The sequence below is a fragment of the Adlercreutzia equolifaciens DSM 19450 genome (genome assembly GCF_000478885.1).
GTDB classification, from domain to species: domain Bacteria; phylum Actinomycetota; class Coriobacteriia; order Coriobacteriales; family Eggerthellaceae; genus Adlercreutzia; species Adlercreutzia equolifaciens.
Genome location: NC_022567.1, coordinates 1,596,762 through 1,614,520 on the forward strand (window position 1 = coordinate 1,596,762; position 17,759 = coordinate 1,614,520).

A 17,759-nucleotide genomic window follows, 5' to 3' on the forward strand; every position below is an offset into this window, starting at 1 on the left:
AGTCGGCCAAGCGATCATCGCCCTGGTAGGTACGGGTGAGCAGCCACTGGTTGTCGGTCATATCGTCGTTCTCGGTGTGCTCCACGTCGGCCAGCTCGATGCGGTAGGCGGCCAGGTAGTACTGGTCGTTCTCGCTCACGTAGGCCGTGGGCAGGTTGGCGAAGTGGTACAGGCCGAGCTGCTCGGCGCTGTCCTGCTCCACCGTCTCGCCCTCGTTCTCGCCGGGCACCTGCACCTTGGTCATGCCGCCGGTGGTGGTGGCGAGCACGCCTTCCACGAGGTCGCCCTCGGCGATGACCGTGCCGTCGGCGTTGGCGCCGAGCGCATACAGGTTGCCCTTGGCATCGACGCGCCGGCCGTTCTTGGCGTACACGTAGGACAGCGGTGTCATGTCGTTGCCGTCATAAACGATGGGGGTGAGCTCTTCGGTGACCTCGGTGCCGTCCACCATCTTCTTGTCGCCGGCGCGCACAAGCGCCTCGGCCCCGGCGGCCTGGTAGGCGCCGTCGCGGTTGGAGGTGTAGCGATCCAGACCGAACTTCGTGTTCTGGAACCAGTGGCCGTTCACGCCGTCCGGGTTCTCGTTGGCCGGATCGTAGTACCACTGGGTGATGAACACGGCCTCGTCGGCCAGGCCGGGCTCGCCCTCGTCTTGGATGCCGTTGTAGGTATCGGTGGAATCGGAGCCCTTGAAAGCGTCGTCCCAGATGCGACCGGTGATGTCGGCGCGCGGCACGGACACCAGGCCCGCGTCGCCGCCGCGCTGGGTGCCCATCGGGTCGGGCACGTCGTAGAAGACCTGGCCCATAGCACCGCTTCCGTATACGCCCTGGTACTGGTGGCCGTCCGCCTCGTCGGCGTGATCGGACACGAGCACGTAGCCGTCGGTGCGCCAGGCGGCGAGGGCGCCGTCGAAGTACTCCTCGCGCAGCTCGATGTCGCCGAAATCGTCGCCGGTGCGGATGGCGTCGGAGTCGATGTCCTCGCGACCATTGGTGCCGGTGGTGTCGCGCACCGGGTCGGCGTTCGTGTCGTTCGTCACGTCGGCGCCCGGATGGTCGGCCGGCTTGCTCGTGGTGGAGAGCATGCCGTCGCTATCGATGACGTCGGTCTCGATGTTCACGCCCACATGGGCCTTTGTGAGGCTGAAGCTCGGCGCCACTTCGGACAGCGTAAGGCGGTAGCTCACGATATAGAGTTTGTCGGTGTTCACGGCATGATCGTTCTCCACGGTGCCGTTCGGACCCGTGAAGGTCTTGCCTTCGGCCAGCTTCTGGCCCGGCTGGTAGATGCCGGGGTTGGCGCTGGTCTCGGTTCGGCCGTCGGCGGTGTAGGCGCCCTGGGCGTACACGAAGCTCGGCAGGTGCTCGAAGGCGTAGGCGCCGGACGCATCGGTGGTCGTCGTCAGCGAGCCGGAGTAGGCGCTGCCCACGAACCGGCCGAAGCTGTCCACCTTCACCCAGGCGCCCACCACGGTATCGGCGTTCTTGCCGTCGCCCTTGACCGGCTCGATCTTGGCACCGGCCGGGACGACCTCGCCGTCGGCGGGCACGAAGTGGGCCGCGTCGCCCTCGCCGGTCATGGTGCCGGCCACGTAGTACCACTGGGTGAGCGTCAGGCTCTTGTCGGCCAGGCCGCCCTCGGCACCGTCCAGGATGCCGTTGAAGTTGTCGTCCTGCCACACCTTGCCGGAAACGGTGGTGTCGCCGAACAGGCCGAAGCCGGCGTTCAGCGAGGTCTCCTCGCGGGCCACGGAGAAGTCGAAGTCGACGTTCACGTCGGCGTCGCCCTCCGAGCCGTCGCCGCGCACCTTGCCGGTGGCCTGGACGCGGTACTGGTCCTGGGTGACATCGGCGTTGGTGGCGTCGTCCTCGGTGGTGACGGTCTTCGCCGCCAGCACGATGCGGCCGCCCAAGGTGGCCTTGTCGAAGGCCGACACGCCGTCGCCCACGGTGGCCGTGGCCTGGGTGGTGTCCTCGTTCCAACGCAGCGGGTAGTTGCCCTTGGCGTAGATGTCGGTCGCATCGTTGGCCTCGGCGGAAACCACCTTGGAGTTCACCGGATCGGTGGCGCCGTCGATGGCCCAGCTCTCAAGCCCGCTGCCGTTCACCTGCAGGCGCGTGGCCGGCAGGCCGTTCATGGACATCGTCTTGTCCTCGTCGTTGCCGAGCACCTCCACGGTGTAGCCGGCGAGGTACTCGGTGGCGGCATGGTTGAAGTCGGCGATCTCGCCCAACTGACCCACGGTGCGCACGTAGGTGTAGCGCACGGGCAGGTTGTCGAAGCTGTAGTTGCCGTCCTTATCGGTCAGCGTCCACACGCCGCCGCGGTTCTTATCGTAGGTGGCCTTGGGCAGGGTGAAGACCATGGCCTGGCCCTGGGAGTCCTCCAGCGCCTGCTGGTTGGTGGCGATGGTGGCGCCGTTGGCGGCGCGGGTGTAGAAGTCGTTGCCGAAGTTCTTGTTCTGGATCCACTGGTAGGTGGTAGAGGTCGGGTCGTACTCCCCCGCCTCGTTAGCCGGGGCCCAGAACCACTGCTTCAGGATGACCTTCTTGCCCTCAAAGCCGGGCTCGGCGGCCACGGCGGGCGTGCCCTCGGGATTCTCGTCATCGCCGGGAACCGCCTCGCGGCCGGGCTCGTAGAGGCCGTCGTAGTTGGCGTCCTGGAACACCACGCCGGCGATCTTGCTCGCCACCGGCGTGCGCAGGCCGGCGTCGTTGAAGCGGCGGTCGGCGCCCAGGCCGAGGTCGTAGGTGAAGGTCTTCTCCGTGGAGATGGTCCACCCGGAGATATCGGAGATGGGACCGGCCAGGCTCTCGCCGTTGCGGCCGGTCACCTTCGTCGGCATCTCGGCGACCACGGTGTCGCCCTCGGCCGCGGCGGCCAGGGCCGCGGCGTAGCGGTCGGCGGCATTGCGGTCGATGGTGTTCTGGCCGGCGTTGCCCGAGGCGGGCACGATGGCGTGGTTCGTGCGCGGCGACTCCTTGGTCACCACGTTCAGCAGCACGTCGTACTCGGTCGGGTTGCCGTCGGCGTCGGTGGCCATGAGATAGCCGTTGGCGTAGATGAGATCGGAGTCGATCTGGGCATCGTTGCCGGCACGGTACTTGGCCGCGCCGATGGTGCGCTCCCAGAAGGGAACGTCGATGAGGCGCACCCGGTAGCCGTAGATGGTGACGGAGGCGGGCACGACGGTCGTAACCTCGGTCTCCTCGTTGGTCTCCGGGTCGGTCATGGTGTTGGTGACCGTCGTGGCCGGGTGGTACACATGGCTCGGCAGGTCGGAGAAGGTGTAGACGCCATTGGCATCGGTGGTCTGGGTGCGCTGGGTGTTCGCGGGCACGCCGTTCTTGGTGAGGCCCACGGTCGGATCCTTGTCGTAGGCATCCCAGTTGTCGGCCCACGCGGCATCGCGCGTCCAAGCGGCGTCGTCGGCCACCTTGAAGGAACCGTCGGCCTGCTGGGTCGCGGTGATGGTGTAGCGCTCGAGCACTACCTTACGGCCGCTCTCCAGCTTCTCGCCGGCGAAGGTCTCGTCGGCCGGGGTGGCCGGGTCATCAGCCACCGGCCCGTCGTAGAGGCCGTCGTTGTCCTCGTCGTTCCAGATGAGGCCGGAGATGGTCTGGCGCGGCGCCTGGACCTCGCCCACGTCGCCGGCCTGGACCGGCTTGGCGCGGGTGACGTCCACCGTGGTGCCCTCGGTCTCGCCGGGGACGGCCACGGTCTCGGTCTCGGGATCGAGGATCCAGTCGTAGGTCTCCTCGCCCTGGCCCATGCCCTCGCCGGCCGGCAGGGTCACGTAGGCGTTGGCGTTCGCGTTGGTGAACTCGTCCTTGTCGTTCACGGCCAGGCCGTCGCCGGTCACCTTCTGGGCCAGGATGATCTGGCCGTCGTAGTTGCGGGCCGTCTTCTGGGCCGGGGTGGCATCCACCTTGACGCCATCCAGCGAGGCGATGCCCGTGGTGGCCGCGGCGTCGTAGGCCGTCTCGGCGGCAGCGTCGGCGTCGGATTTCGCCGCGCCGCTCACGCGGCTGGCGATGACCATGCCGCCGGCCACGCCGGTGCGGTTGGTCAGCGCCGCGTCGGAGTCGGAGACGACGGAGGTGGAGTTGTTCACCGTGGCCTTCACGGCGGCGGGCACGGAGCCGTCCGCCTCGGTGGCATCGTTGTGGTAGCGGGTGAGCATCCATTGGTTGGTGGTGCCGTCGGCCAAATTCGCGTTCTCCTCGCGGTACAAGTCGGCCAGCTCCACGCGGTAGCTCGCCAGGTAGTACTTGTCGTCGTCGGAGACGTACACCGTGGGCAGGTTCTCTACGAGCCACTGGCCCTCGTCGTTGGTCGTCACGGCCAGCGCGCCGTCCACGCCATCCACCGCCGCCAGCGGCGTCTCGTCGGCGGCGTTGCCGTCGTAGATGATGGGCTCAAGAGCCTCGCCGGCGGCGCGACTGTACTTGTTGGAGGTGTAGGTGTCGGCGCCGAAGGCGGTGTTGCGCACCCACTCGCCCTCGCCGGAGACGGAATTCGCCATCTCGGTGGCGGGCTTCCAGTACCACTGGGTCAGGTAGATGGTCTGGCCAGGCAGGCCGGCCTCGCCCTCGTCCTGCACGCCGTTGTAGCCGGTGGCGTAGTTGTAGGTGCCGTCGGCGGCCTTGATGCCCGTGTCGTCCCACACGCGGCCCGCGAGGCTCGTGCGCGGAATCTTCACGAGACCCGCCTGGCCGCCGGACTGGGCGAACAGCGGGCGTGGCACGTCGTAGCGCACGCCGTTGTAGACCTCTTCGTACTGGTAGGAGGCCGCATCGGTGAGAGTGCCGTTGTCGCTGTATTGGTTGACGTGGCTGCCGCGGGCGGCCACGATGATGTAGCCGTCGGTGCGCCACAGGCTCTTTTGGCCCTCGGCGACCTGATTGCGGTCGTCGGCGCCGTACTTGTCGTTGGTGTCCTGATCGTACTCGCCGAAGGTCGCCTCGCCGTCGAACGAGTTGTCGAAGTACTCCTCCACCACCTGGATGACGCGGTCGCCATCGGGATTCGGGCGGAAGGCGTCGTTGTCGGAGCCCTCCAGAGGCGCGCCTCCGGCGGTGATGGTGGACAGGTCGCCCAGCGTCTTGTCGCCGATGTTCACGCCCACATGCAGGCTCGTCAGCGCGAAGTCGGGGGCCACCTCGGAAAGCGTGATGCGGTACGCCGTCATGAACAGCTCGTCTAAGGCGACCTCGTTGGCCTCCAGAGTATCGGTAGTGTCGCTGGGCTGCAGGACGCGCAGGCTCGTCGTGGTCACGGCGTCGTCGCCCTCGCCCTCGGTTTCGGTGTCGCGGGCCAGGTACACGAAGCTCGGCAGCTTCTCGAACTGGTAGACGCCGGTATCGGCGGCCGTCACGGCATCCGGGCGCGTGAAGGAGGAGCGCACGTCGGCGACATCGCCCGTGTAGGCGTCGCCGGCCGCTGCGGCCTCGGCGGCCTTCTCGGCCGCGGTCTTCACGTGGATCCACGCGCCGTCCTCGGTGGTGGCCGGCGTGCCGTCCGCCTCACGGGTCAGAACGTTGGCGTTGCCGGCGGCCGCGGTCTTCTCGTCCACGACGAAGTTGGTCGGATCGGCCTTGAAAGCCTCGATGAGCTCGGAGTCGGTCACCCAGAACCACTGGGTGATGGCCAGCGTGTGGCCCGCGAGCACTTCCTCGCCGGCGTTCAGGATGCCGTCGAAGTTGTGGTCGCGCCAGACCTTGCCGGAAACCGTGGTCCAGCCATACTCGCCGAAGCCGGCGTGCATGCGCACCTCGTCGCGGCCGACCGACCAGTCGTAGTAGACGGTCTGATCGACGGGCTTGCCCGCATCGTCGCGCGGCGCCACCCCGGCGCTGGCGGCGGAACCGGCCAGCGGGTAGGCGTAGGCGGCCGCCTCGCCGTCGCCGGCGGCCTCGGGCAGCTCGGCCCGACGGGTCTCGTTCACATAGTACTGGGGCTGGGTGCCGCGGGCCGCGGCGCTGGCAGCGGCCGCGCGGGTGCCGGCCGCGGCGTTGCGAGTCTCATCCGCGTCGCCGGCGGCCGGCTGGGCGGCAGCACGGGAGGCCAGGATGATCTTGCCGTCGAGCGTGGCCTTCACCGTCTCGCCGGCGCCATCGGTCACCTGCACGGTAAGCTCGTTGAAGCGCACCGGGTAGTTGCCGTCGGCGTAGTCGGCGAGGTTCTGCTCCTCGGAGCCGGAAGCGACAAGCGCGCTTATGGCCTTGGAGTTCAGGGCATCGTCGGCCTTATCAGTCTGCAGCAGCGTTGCAGGCAGACCGGGAATGGCCTCGGCATTGTCGGTGTCGACCGCACCGCCCAGCACTTCGATGGTGTAGCCGGCCAGGTACTCGGCCGCGGGCATGTTAAGCGTGCTCGCCACGCCTTCGGTGCCCTCGATGCCGTTCTCGGGATCGGGCTCCACGGCTTCCACGCCGGGCACGCGGGCCTCGACGTAGCGAGCCGGCAGGCGGTCGAACAGGTAGTCGCCGGCCACCTTGATCTGCTGCTGGGTGGTGGTGCCGTCATCGCCGGTCACGGTTTCGAACTCGTCGTGGTCGGTCAGCAGGTAGACGCCCACGCCGTCCAGATAGGTGGCGTTCGGGATGATGGTGGTCAGCCCATCGGCATAGGCCGGGTCGTCCACGGTGTCGACCACCTGGACCTCCTCGGCGTCGGCGCCGTCGCCCACGGTCTCGGTCTTGTAGGTGACCTTGTTCTCAGCCACGGTGTAACCGTCGTTGCCGAAGTTCGGGTTGAGCACCCACTGGCCGTCCTTGTAGTACCACTGCTTCAGGATGACGCGCTTGCCGGCGTAGCCCTGATCGGTGGTGGGGATGTCCGCCGCCGGATCGTCGGCACCGTCGCCCGCGCCCTCGAGCGGCTTGTCCGCCGTCTCGAGCTCGTTGGCCGTGGCGGCATGGTTGAGCGTGCCGTCGTAGTCGGCGTCGTGGAACACCCGTCCGGCGATCTTCTGCTGCACGGGCACGCGCAGGCCGGCGTCGTTGCCGGCGCGGTCGGCGCCGCGGGCCAGGTCGTAGGTGAGCACCGGATGGAACTCCGCACCGGCGGCGTTCAGCTCGGCCACCGCGTTGGTGGTGAGCACGGTTGCCGGCACGGGCTCGCCGTAGCGGGCATTGCTGCCGTAGCGGTCGGCGGCCGGCGTCTTCAGCTGGTAGTTGGTATTCGGATTGTTCGGGTTCAGGGACTTGCGCTTGTTCACCGTCTGCGTGTCGGCAGTCTCCGCGTTCAAAAGCACCGTGTACTCCATGGCGTCGGCCGCATCCGCGGTGCCGCTCATGAGGTAGCCGTCGGCGTGAACCAGATCGGAATCGGCGAGCCACGCCTCGGAGGTCTGCACGTAGGTGTCGCCCTGGAGGTACTTGGCGGTGCCCCAGTAGCGGTTCCACCAGTCGGCGTCGGTCACGCGGACGCGGTAGCCGAACACGACACGCTTCTTCGTCGCCCCCTCGGTGCCGTCGGCCACGACGTTGCCGTCCGCGTCGAAGGACAGCCACCCCTGGCTCTTCAGGTTGTCGAAGACGTAGGTACCGTCCTCGGCCGAGATGGTGTTGTGGGTCGGCTCGGTCGGCTCGGCCTCCTCGTCGCCCTCGGCGAGGGCCGCCGGGCCGGAGGCGGCGACGCCCGCGGGCACCACGGCACCGTAGGTGTCGTCGCCGGGAAGGCCAACCGTCGGATCGGCGGCGTAGGCCGCGTAGGCGTCCTCGGTCGCCCAGGTGGGATCGACCGTCCAGCCACCGGCGACCACGGAGGTGTCCTCGGCGTCCAGCGACTCGGCCAAAGCGAAGGAGCGCTCCAGCGTCAGCTGGATGCCCGCCACCGGGTGGTCGGCCGTGGTGTCGTCCTCGCCCACCGCAAGCGTGCCGTTCATGCCGTCGTTGTCGGCGTCGTTGAACACCACGCCGGTGATCTTCTGGGTCGGCGGCTGAATCTCGCCGGCATCGCCGCCGGGCACTTCCTTGACCGGCTCGCCGGTGACGGGATCGGTGACCTCCACCAGCTCCTTGGTAACTTCGCCGGTGTCGGGGTCTTTAACCTCGCGCAGCTCCTTCTTGGTCTTGTAGGTGAGCCAGTCGTAAGTGACGTAGCGGTCCTTCGCGACGAGCAGGTCGCCTTCGGGCGTGCCCGTACCATCGATGGCCTTCTCCACCACATCGGAGACGGGGATGGTCACCTTGGAGGCCTGCAGGTCGATGGCCGTCGTGGTCTTGTCGATATTGCTGTACTTGGTGTTGCCCGCGCGCTCGGCCAGGATGATGTGGCCGGAGTGGGCGCGGGTGCCGTCGTGGGTGGCGCCGTCGAGCGTGACGACGGAATCCTGGGCCGTGACGGCGATGCCGTCGAGCACCGTCTCCACGTCGGAGTCGGCGTCGGAATCCAGCTTGGTCCCGGCCAGCGGATCGCCCTCCACCTCCTGGGCCAGCGGCTTGTGGAAGCGCGTAAGCAGCCACGCCTCGTCGTCGGCCAAGGTGGTCTCGTCGGTGCTCGTGTAGTTCAGCTCGCCCACTTCCACGCGGTAGCTCGCCAGGTAGTGGGAGCCGTCCTCGGAGGTGTAGGCGGCCGGCAGGTTGTCGAAGGTGTAGACGCCCTTCGTGGACTCGTCGGTCATCTCCTGCTCGCCAATGACGTCCTTGGTCACCGGATCGAGGACGTCCTCCATCCAGCGGCGCGTGTCGGCCGTCTTGGTGGCGATGATGCCCGTGGCGTTGCCGGCATCGTCGAGCACGTTCCAGGCGCCCGCCGAGCGCGGCACCAGGGTGTCGTCGAACATCGGCTGGCCGTTGCCGTCGATGGCCTGCTCGCCGGTGGCCTCGTCCATGATGGGCTCGTGCTTCTTCTTGCTCGTCAGCTTGTCGGTGCCGAAGGCGAGGTTGCGCACCCAGAAGCCGGAGCCGTCGGAGGCGGCCTCGAAGGCCTCGGCCTCGATGGCGGCCGCGGGCACGCCGGCCGCGGCGGCCTTTCCGGCCAGCGCGCTCTTGTCGGCGGCATCGAGCTCGCCCTTGGCGGCGAGGGCGGCCAACTCGGCGTCCACGGTGAAGCGGAAGCTCTCGTCGGAGGCCTCGCCCTGGTCGGGCTCGACGATGCCGTCGCCCTCGTTGATGTTCAGGTTCGCCAGCGGCAGGTAGTACCACTGGGTGAGGTACATCACCTGATCGGGCAGGCCCGGCTCGCCGTCGTCCTGGATGCCGTTGTAGGCGCGCTCGCGGGCCGCGGCATCGCTTGTGTTCTCGTCGGTCTCGTAGAACGAGTCGTCCCACACCTTGCCGGTGATCGACGAGCGGGGCACGGGAAGCAGGCCCGCATCCCAGTTGTACAGACGGGCCGCGTCGCCCAAGTCGTAGATGGTGTGCGCCGCGCCGAAGTACATCTTGCCGGAGCCGTAGTCCTCCTCGGTCTCGTACTCCTCCTTCTCCTTCAGGTAGTTGCGGTAGTCGGCCTTGTACTTGGTGTACTCGTCGTTGAGCTTGTTGTACACCGAAAGCGCCGCGTTGTAGTCGGCCAGGGCCTTCTCGTAGTTGCTCTGCAGCCTGTCGTAGATCGCCTTGTAGCCGGGGAACGTGAAGGTGTACTCGCCCTTATGGGCGCCGCCCTCGCCGGTCTCCTCTTCCGTGAGGTTCGGACGGGCCGTCGTGGTCTTGTTGCCGTTGTCGTCGGGGCGGTTCAGCTCAAAGTACTGCGAGTCGTCGCCGTTGTAGGCGGCCTCGTAGATGAGGAACGCCTGCTCCTCGGTGCCGCCCGTGATGATGATGCCTTCCTTGTTGTAGGGCTGGGTGTACACGTTGGTGGTCATATTGTTCTGCGTGACGGCAACGAGCTCCTTGTTGATGTCGTAGTAGCAGAAGCCGAGCGTGGAGTACCACTTGCCCAGGAAGTTGTTCCAGTCGGTCGACCAGGCCTCGCGGGCCTTCTCGCGGGCGCGCTGGCGCTCGACCGAGGTCGGCTTGGTCTTGTCCGCCACCTTGATCTCGTCGTAGAACTTCTCCTCGGCGTACTTCGGGTTGCCGGTGTAGGGGTTCTTGACGTTGGTGTCGCTCTCGGGCTTGTTGGCGTCGAAGTTGTCGTTGATGCCGTCGAGGTTGGTGTCGTTCCACGTCGGCGGGCGCAGCTCGTCCGGCGTCGGCGGCACGGCGGGCTTGGGGTTGGCCTGCAGCACCTTGCGGCGGTCGGTCACGTCGGCCCACAGGCCGTCCAAGGCCGCCTCCACCGCGTCGGTGTCGGCATAGCGGTTCACGGCCACCCCGCCCAAGGAGATGAGCTGGGAGTAAACGTCGGTGAGGTTGCCGTCGGCGTCGTGGCGCTGCTTGCCGTAGACCTTGTTGTCCGAGGACTCGATGAGGTTCGGCCAGCTGATGCCCGGGGTGGCCGGGTTCTCGTCACCGCCCCAAACCGGGTTCAGGTTGGAGATGGTGCCGTAGATCACCAGGTTCACCGGGTCGCCCGTAAGCCCCGTCTTCAGGGGCTTGCCGCCCTGCGGGTAGGGGTTGTTGGAGTCGTCCGTCTTGATGTTCGGGTCGACCAGGTCGTCCTGGGAGCCGAAGCGCGTAAGGCCCGCGCCCGGCGTCTGGCCCACCACGGTGCCCGCGGCCGGGGCCGTAAGCAGCCCGGCGGCGGCGAAGTCCGTGGTGAAGGTGACGCGGCCGAGCGTGAGGCCCGCGCTCTCGATGGCGGCCTTGGCGGCCAGGTAGGTCATGCCGGTGTAATTGCCCACGGTGGAGGTGGGCGTGCGCTGGCTCACGACCTTGATGGCGCCGCTCTCGTCGGTCTCGCGGTTGACGAGCTGCGTGGCGGTAAGCATCGAGGACTGGTACAGCGGCAGCACCGGCACGAGCTTGTCCAGATCGCGCTTGACCTTGTAGCTGACGGTGTTCGTCTCGATGTCGCCTTCCTCGCCGCCGGAGATGATGGCGTGGTGCGCGATGGTCTTCACCGTGCGCAGGTAGTAGCTCGCCGTCACGGTCACCGACTCGCCGGGCAGCAGGGAGTACGGCCCGAAGGTGACGACCTTGTTGCCATCGCCGTCGGTGCCCTCGACTCCCGCGCCGCCGAGGCTGCTGGTGGAGCCGGTGAAGCTCACGGCATCGCCCTCGGGGAACGGATCGGTGATGGTGATCGTCTGGGGCTTGTCCGTCTCGTTGCGATAGGTGGTCGTGAACGTCATATCCACCGGGGCCTCGACGTAGAGCTCCTTGAAGGGCAGAAGCTCGTCGGTCGGGTACGGGTCATTGCTGTTGGGCATGGTCACGCCGGCCCGGTAGTGGCCCGTCACGGAGTGCATGCCGATGGTGGAGAGCACGATGTAGGCGTCCTCGAAGGAGCCGGGCTCCACCTGGCTGCCCTTCTCGTTCAGGTAGTAGGTGAGCGTGGAGGCGTTCTCGTCGTTGGTGCCGTCGATGTACTGGGTGCCGTCGAACAGCTCGTCGTCCCCGTCGTCGCCATCAGCGGCGTCAGGATTAGCCACGGGGCGGCCCTCAACCTGGACGTAGATCTTCTTATCGCCGTCCTTGACCATCACGTAGCGTGTACCTTCGAAGCCTTCCTTAAGCTCGGTGTAATTGTCGCCTTCCTTCATGTAGTACTTCGTGGTGTCCTCAAAGGCGCTCTGGCCGGAGTTCGCCTGGCGCAGCACGGTGGTGGACACGGGCTTGGTCATGGCGTCGGAATCCGAGTCGATGGACTGGCCCGCCGCCTGGCCGTCCTTGGTGAGGAAGGCGTTGCGCACGGTAACGGCGTAGTCCTCGTCGAGCGCGTTCAGGTCGTCCTGATCAATGCGCAGGCGGTAGCCGGCCAGACGCTTGGTCTTGTAGTCGTCGCCAATGCCGGTGCGCTTATCGCGCGGGTCGATGACGTAGGTGGACACGTCGCGGAACAGGTAGGTGCCCGCGGCGGCCGCATCGCCCGAGTAGGCCTCGCGCAGCGCCTCGCCCGGGTACAGCTGCCAAGCGTACTCTTCGGAGTCCTCCATGACCCACTCCATGATGGGGGTCTTGTTGCCGTCGGCGTCGAGGATCGGCTTGCCGAGCGCGTTCATCTTCCAGGCCGGATCGCCATTGGCGTCTGTGGCCTGCTGGTACTTCATCGTGGAGGTGACCGGCGCGTAGTACCAGGTCTCCATCTTCACGCGCACGCCGCCGTTCTCGGGGCCCTCGCCCACGCCGGGCTCGTCGTCCTGCTGGATGCCGTCGTAGTTGGAATCCTCCCAGACGTTGTTGCCCAGATAGCCCTTGGTGCCGTCGATGTAGCCCAGGGCCAGCTTGTCCTGGCGCGCATAGCCCATCCACTTGTTGCCGGCATCGTGGTAGATGGCCTTGAACTTGACGGCGTCGGCGTTGTAGGTCTTGCCGTCCTGGTCGCTGTAGGTCTTGCCGTCGGCGGAGAGCGTGAGCTCGGCCGGGCTGCCGTCGGCCGCGTACAGCGGGTTGCCGCGGTTGTCCAGCCAGACGAGCGGCAGGTCGGCCACGAGCGGGTAGGTGCGGGCCGAGCCGGACACGTAGCGCAGGTCGTTGTCGGCCACGAGCACGTTGGTGCCGTCGTAGTAGAAGCCGTCGCGCTGGTAGGCCGTCGCATCGTTGGTCCAGGTGTTCAGCGTCGGCTTGATGAGGCGGTTGGCCACGGTCTCCGAGGTGCGGATGATATAGGTCTTGCCCGCCTTCAGACGGAAGCGGAAGAAGCCGGTCTCGTCGGTGACCACCGAGGCGATGTTGCCGTCGGCATCGGTGGCGATGTTCTTGATGGAGCCGTCCTCGTACTCGTAGACGTTCACGCGGATGCCCTCGAGGCGCTTCTCGTCGACCTGGGTGGCGCCGGCCATCTGGGCCTCGGTGCCGCCCGTGCCCACGGAGATGGAGTCGAGCAGCGAGTTGATGTCCTTGTCGTCCTCCGGCGTACCGTCGGCCAGGATGTCGTCGCGGTAGGTGACGCCCTCGAAGGTGACGCCCTGGGCGATGCCCAGCTTCAGCGAGGTCATCTTCTGGTCGTAGGCCTGATGCACCGTATCCAGGGTGCCGTCGCCCACCTTGGCCTTGTCGTAGGCCACCGGCTGCACCTCGAAGGGAGCCGTGGTGACCACGAGCGCCGCGTCCACGCCGTTGGCATGGTCGGCCTCGACGCGCTCGATGGTGAGATCCTTGTCGTTCTGCTGCACGTACAGGTTCGCGTCACCGATGGACTTCGTCGTCGGCGAGTAGTTGTAGTACTCCTCCGGGAAGGTGAAGCGCAGACGGTAGCGCATCTGCTCGAAGCCCGAGGAGGCCTTCAGGTCGGAGAAGATGTAGTAGCCGGGGTTGCCGTAGTAGTCGGTCTGGGTGTAGCAGACGTACGGCGCACCGGAGTCGGCGTTGATGTAGTTGCCCCAGGCGTCGAAGTCCTCCTTGCCCGTGCGGGCGTCGCAGATGACCCAGCGGTCCTGGAAGCCGGTCTTGGCGTTGTTCACGAGCTTGACGACCTCGCCGTCGCGGTTGACGGGGTTGCCGTACTCGTTGAGGAGCTCGACCTTGACGTTGTTGATGCCGGGATCCTCCACCTCGGCGTCGTAGTCGAGGTCCTTCAGGCGGGTGGCGCCGTTGGCGTACTTCGAGTTGTCGAAGGTGCGGCGAACCTGCTTGGTCATCGGGGTGCCGTCGCTCATCAGGCGCTCGCACTTCTCGTTGACCTTCAGCCCGTTCTGGTCGCGGTAGCCGCCCTTGCCGTCGGAAACCGCCTCGCCGGTGCCCATGAGGGGCACGGTGTCGTAGACGATCTGGCCGTTCTCGTCGGTCTGCACGCCGCGGATGAGCTTGCGGCCGTTGGCCGAGGTCTGGTAGGCGGAGCTGCCGTCGGCGCCGGTCTTCACGTCGTCTTCGGGCGTGCCGGACCAGTCCGGATCGAGCCAGACGTAGTCGCCCAAGTATCCGCGCTCGTCGGGCGCGTCGATGAAGGCGCCCGCGCGCACGTCCTCGCGGAAGTACACGCCGGAGGCGTCGCCGGTCTCGGTCTGGTTCACGCGGGAGATGAAGGTGTTCCACTGCAGCGTGGAGCGCAGCAGGTTCGCCTTGTTCAGGGCCTGCTCGCGGTTCTCCACGACCACGCTGGTATCCGTGGGCGTGATGAGGTCGATCTTCGGGTCGCCGGTCTTGGTGCCGAGGAACTTCGGCAGGTTCAAAGGCGCCGTCAGGTCGTACACCAGGCGCATGTAGCCCTTGTTGGGCACGTACATCTTCGCCTCGGGCTGAGCCCAGATGGCGCGCAGGCCCCGGGTGAGCTCGTCGGCCTCCTCGGGGTAGGCCGCCAGGTAGTCCTTCAGCTCGGAGAGCTTGATGAGCTTGTAGGACGCCTTCATCTCGTCGGCGGTCTTGGTCATCTTGTAGGTGCCGTCGACGGTCTCGTACTTGCCCAGGCGCACGTCCTCGAAGGTCTGGAAGCGGTCGTCCTCCTCCTTGGTGAAGTCCTGGAGCTGGTCGAGGGTGAAGCGGTTGTTGTTCAGATCGTCCTGAGAGGGATAGGTCGGGCCGTAGATGATCTGCTCGCCATGGCCGAACAGCCACAGGAGGTCCTTCTCATCGGCCAGCTCGATGGCGCCGGTGGCGGCGTTGCGCTGGTAGGGGCCGACCCAGATGGTGACGTCGCGGCCGTCGACGAGCGTGCTGCCGTCGGCCGGGGAGTCGGTGTCGTAGGCGCTGAACTGCTTCACCTTGATGGAATCGAGGTCCTTAAGCCAGCCCGCCCACTGGGAGTCGCGCGAGCGGGAGGCCCGGTTGTCGTGGTTCATGATGTCGGTGTCGTCCTCGAAGGGAAGCACGTCGTAGAGCACGTTGTTGGAGTAGCGCGACGCGTTGGAGGTCGACGAGCGCGTCTCCGGGTTCACGGTGGAGGCATAGTAGCTGTAGCTCGTGCCCTCGGGGACGGCGGCCGGCCCGTTGGTGTCGGAGGCGGCCAGGTTCTCCAGCTGGCTCGTGGTGGTCTTGGTGGCGGACACGTTGGCGTCGCCGGTGAACTCGAGCGCCTTCAGCTGCATCATGACCATGGACTGGCTCGTCTGGCCGTCCAGGTTCACGTCGCGGGTGTCGGAAACCAGACCGCGCGTCGAACCGTCGTTGTCGGAGGTGGCCGGCGTGTAGGGCTTGAAGTTGCCCGGCTTGTAGCCGTAGGCCGACGTCGTCAGCAGGTCCTCGGAGAGCATGTCCGAGGCCTCCTTCTCGATGGGCATGATGAGCTCGATGACGATGCCCTCGCCCGGAGCCAGGATGCCGCGGTCGGTCTCGCCGGCCGTGGTGGCGCCGGTGAAGCGCCAGTTGAGCATCTTGCGGTTGTAGTTCGCGCCCGAATCAACGCCGGCGGCCTTGTCCTCGATGCGGAACGAGGAGGTCTCGCGCGGGGTCAGCGAGGGCTGGGTGAGCTGCGGCGTGGAGGACGTCTTGTTGTAGAGCACCGTCTGCGGCTGCAGGTAGTCGTTCATATCGGCCACGTAGTAGGTCCACAGCGGCTGCTCGGCATCGATGTTGCTGTGGGGCTTGTTGCCCACCTTCACCGACTTGTAGTTCCAGTCGAAGTACTTGTACTGGCTCTTGTAGACGCTGTGCGAGCCGATGCCGTTCTCCAGATCCTCGGGCATGAACAGGTCGTCGTAGTCGACGTAGTGCAGCTTGGCGTCGTTCATGTCCACGGCCGAGCCGAAGCCCTCCACGTAGGGCAGGACCTCGGAGATCTGCGGGTTGGCGCAGTAGTCCTGATCGTAGCCCTTGAAGTTCAGGGCGGCCATCTGGTCGTCGGAGAGGTTCGTCAGGATGATGCGGTAGCGCATCATGCGCGAGGAGCCCTTGTCGATGGTGCTCGCGCCGGTGGCCCACTGGTAGCCCGAGGTGCCGTTGCCGGCGAAATAGCCCTGGATGAGCTCGAGCGAGAGCACCGGGGACTCGGGCGTGCGGATGAAGCCGGCGCGGCTGCGCTCGCCCTCGATGTACTTCGTGTCGTCGTAGCGCGGCGTGGCGGAGACGAAGTGGTTCACGTGCACGTCGGGATCGGCCTCGTAGATCGACCCTCCGTCCTCGGGCGGGTTCTGGGAGCCCTGGCCGATGGACGGCGTGTTCACGAGCGACGTGGCGAAGTTCACGATGGGCGTGGCGTTCGTCATGGACGCGGGCATCTTGGCCGTGGTGTCCGGGTAGCGGTTGCCCGCGGAATCGAGGATCATCACCTGGCCCGAGGCGTTCTTGCGATAGCCCCAGCCCACGTTCAGGCGCAGCGGGTCGAACTCGTCGGCCTCCTGCTTGCCGGCCACCTCGATCGTGTTCCCGTTGGTGTCCTTCAAGTTACCGGTGTCGTCGGGCACCGCGTCGGTATCCAGGCGGAAGCCGTGGGGCACGGCCACCTTGGTCGACAGCGTGTCGTCGTTCACGTCGGCCACGGTGGTGCCGTTAACCTCGCGCACGGGCACGGCCTTCACGACCCAGCGGATCTGGCGCACCTGGTAGCCCTCGTAGGCACCGGTCAGGAAGCCGTCGTCGATGACCTCGTTCTTCTTGTCGGAGATGGCGTATCCGCTCTTCTCGCCGATCTGGATCCACGTCTGCTCGTCGGCCGTGTTGTAGTCGGCCGATCCGCCGAAGACCTCGTCGATGTCGTCCTCGCCGAACCAGTAGTCGCGGTCGGCGTCGGTGCCGGACAGGGCGAAGTTCTCGTGGTCGATGTAGGACGCGCCGTTCTGCTCGTTGTAGGCGTTGATCGGATCGGTGCGGTCGGCGGAGACCACGCGGGCGAACATGAACAAGCGCAGCTGCTTCTCCACCTTGGCCGCGTCGTTGGACGCCTCGCGCGTGACGGTGACGCCGGGCACGGTGGCGCCGGTGGAAGCGTAGACGACGTTGCCCGAGGCGTCCAGCTTCACTTCGCGGGTGTTCGCCACGGTCTCGCCGTTCGCGCCCGTCTCGGGCACCACGGCCGTGGCCTTGCCGTCGGCATCGAAGTTGATGGTCCGGCCGGCCAGCGTGTAGGTGGCATCGTACTTGGCGCCGGGCACCTCCCAGATGCCGGTGGACACCTTCTGGAAGGCGGACTGGATGCGGCCCACGGCGTAGTTGGTCGATTCGAAGGGCGCGTTGTTCACCGTCATGGCGTTGCCCTGCGGGTCGGCCGCGGCGGTGGCCCAGAAGGGCACCTGCCAATCGACCACGAAGGTGTTCACGGCGCCGCCGGTGTTGACGGCCTGGGTGACGTAGAAGTTGTTGGAGCCCTTCAGCTGCACGTCCTGGCCGGTGTAGACCTTCATGTCGGAGTTGTAGATGAGGCTGCGCAGTTCCTTGGTGTCGGTGCGCACGGAAGCCGACGGCTTGCGGATGTGGAACCAGCCGGAGGTGGCGGTCACGTACAGGTCGTCGACGTCCTTGTCGCGGTCGTAGTTGGTGTTCGAATACGGGTTGTCCTCGGCCTTCTTGCCGGCGCGGAAGAAGCGGTTGACCGACTGGCCGTGGAAGGAGGTGCCGATGAGGGTCTTGGCGGCCTCCTTGAGCTTCGGCTTGTTGGCCGTGGTGCCCTCATTGACGCTACCGCCCGCGCCCAGCTCCACGTCGTCGCCGTTCTCGTCCTTGCCGAGGTTGCCGGTGTCGGTGTCGGTCAGGTCGTCGCCGTCGTAGATGTGGTCCCACGCGGCATCGTCCGGGTTGTCGGAGAGCCAGTTGAGCTTCGTCTCGTGGGCCGTGGCGTAGACGTTGGACGCCTCGCCCTCCCAGGCGTAGATGGCCGCCAGCTGGTCTTTCACCGACTTC

1 protein-coding gene (only partly in view) is annotated in these 17,759 nt (G+C 66.7%); it reads right to left on the minus strand.

The whole window is internal to a hypothetical protein gene (locus AEQU_RS06380; protein WP_022740109.1) on the minus strand: the coding sequence, 74,247 nt in all, runs 16,853 nt past the left edge and 39,635 nt past the right edge, and what appears here is coding positions 39,636-57,394 (codon 13,212, partial, through codon 19,132, partial); the first complete codon in reading order (the gene reads right to left) occupies positions 17,756-17,758. Both codon boundaries (start and stop) fall beyond the window edges.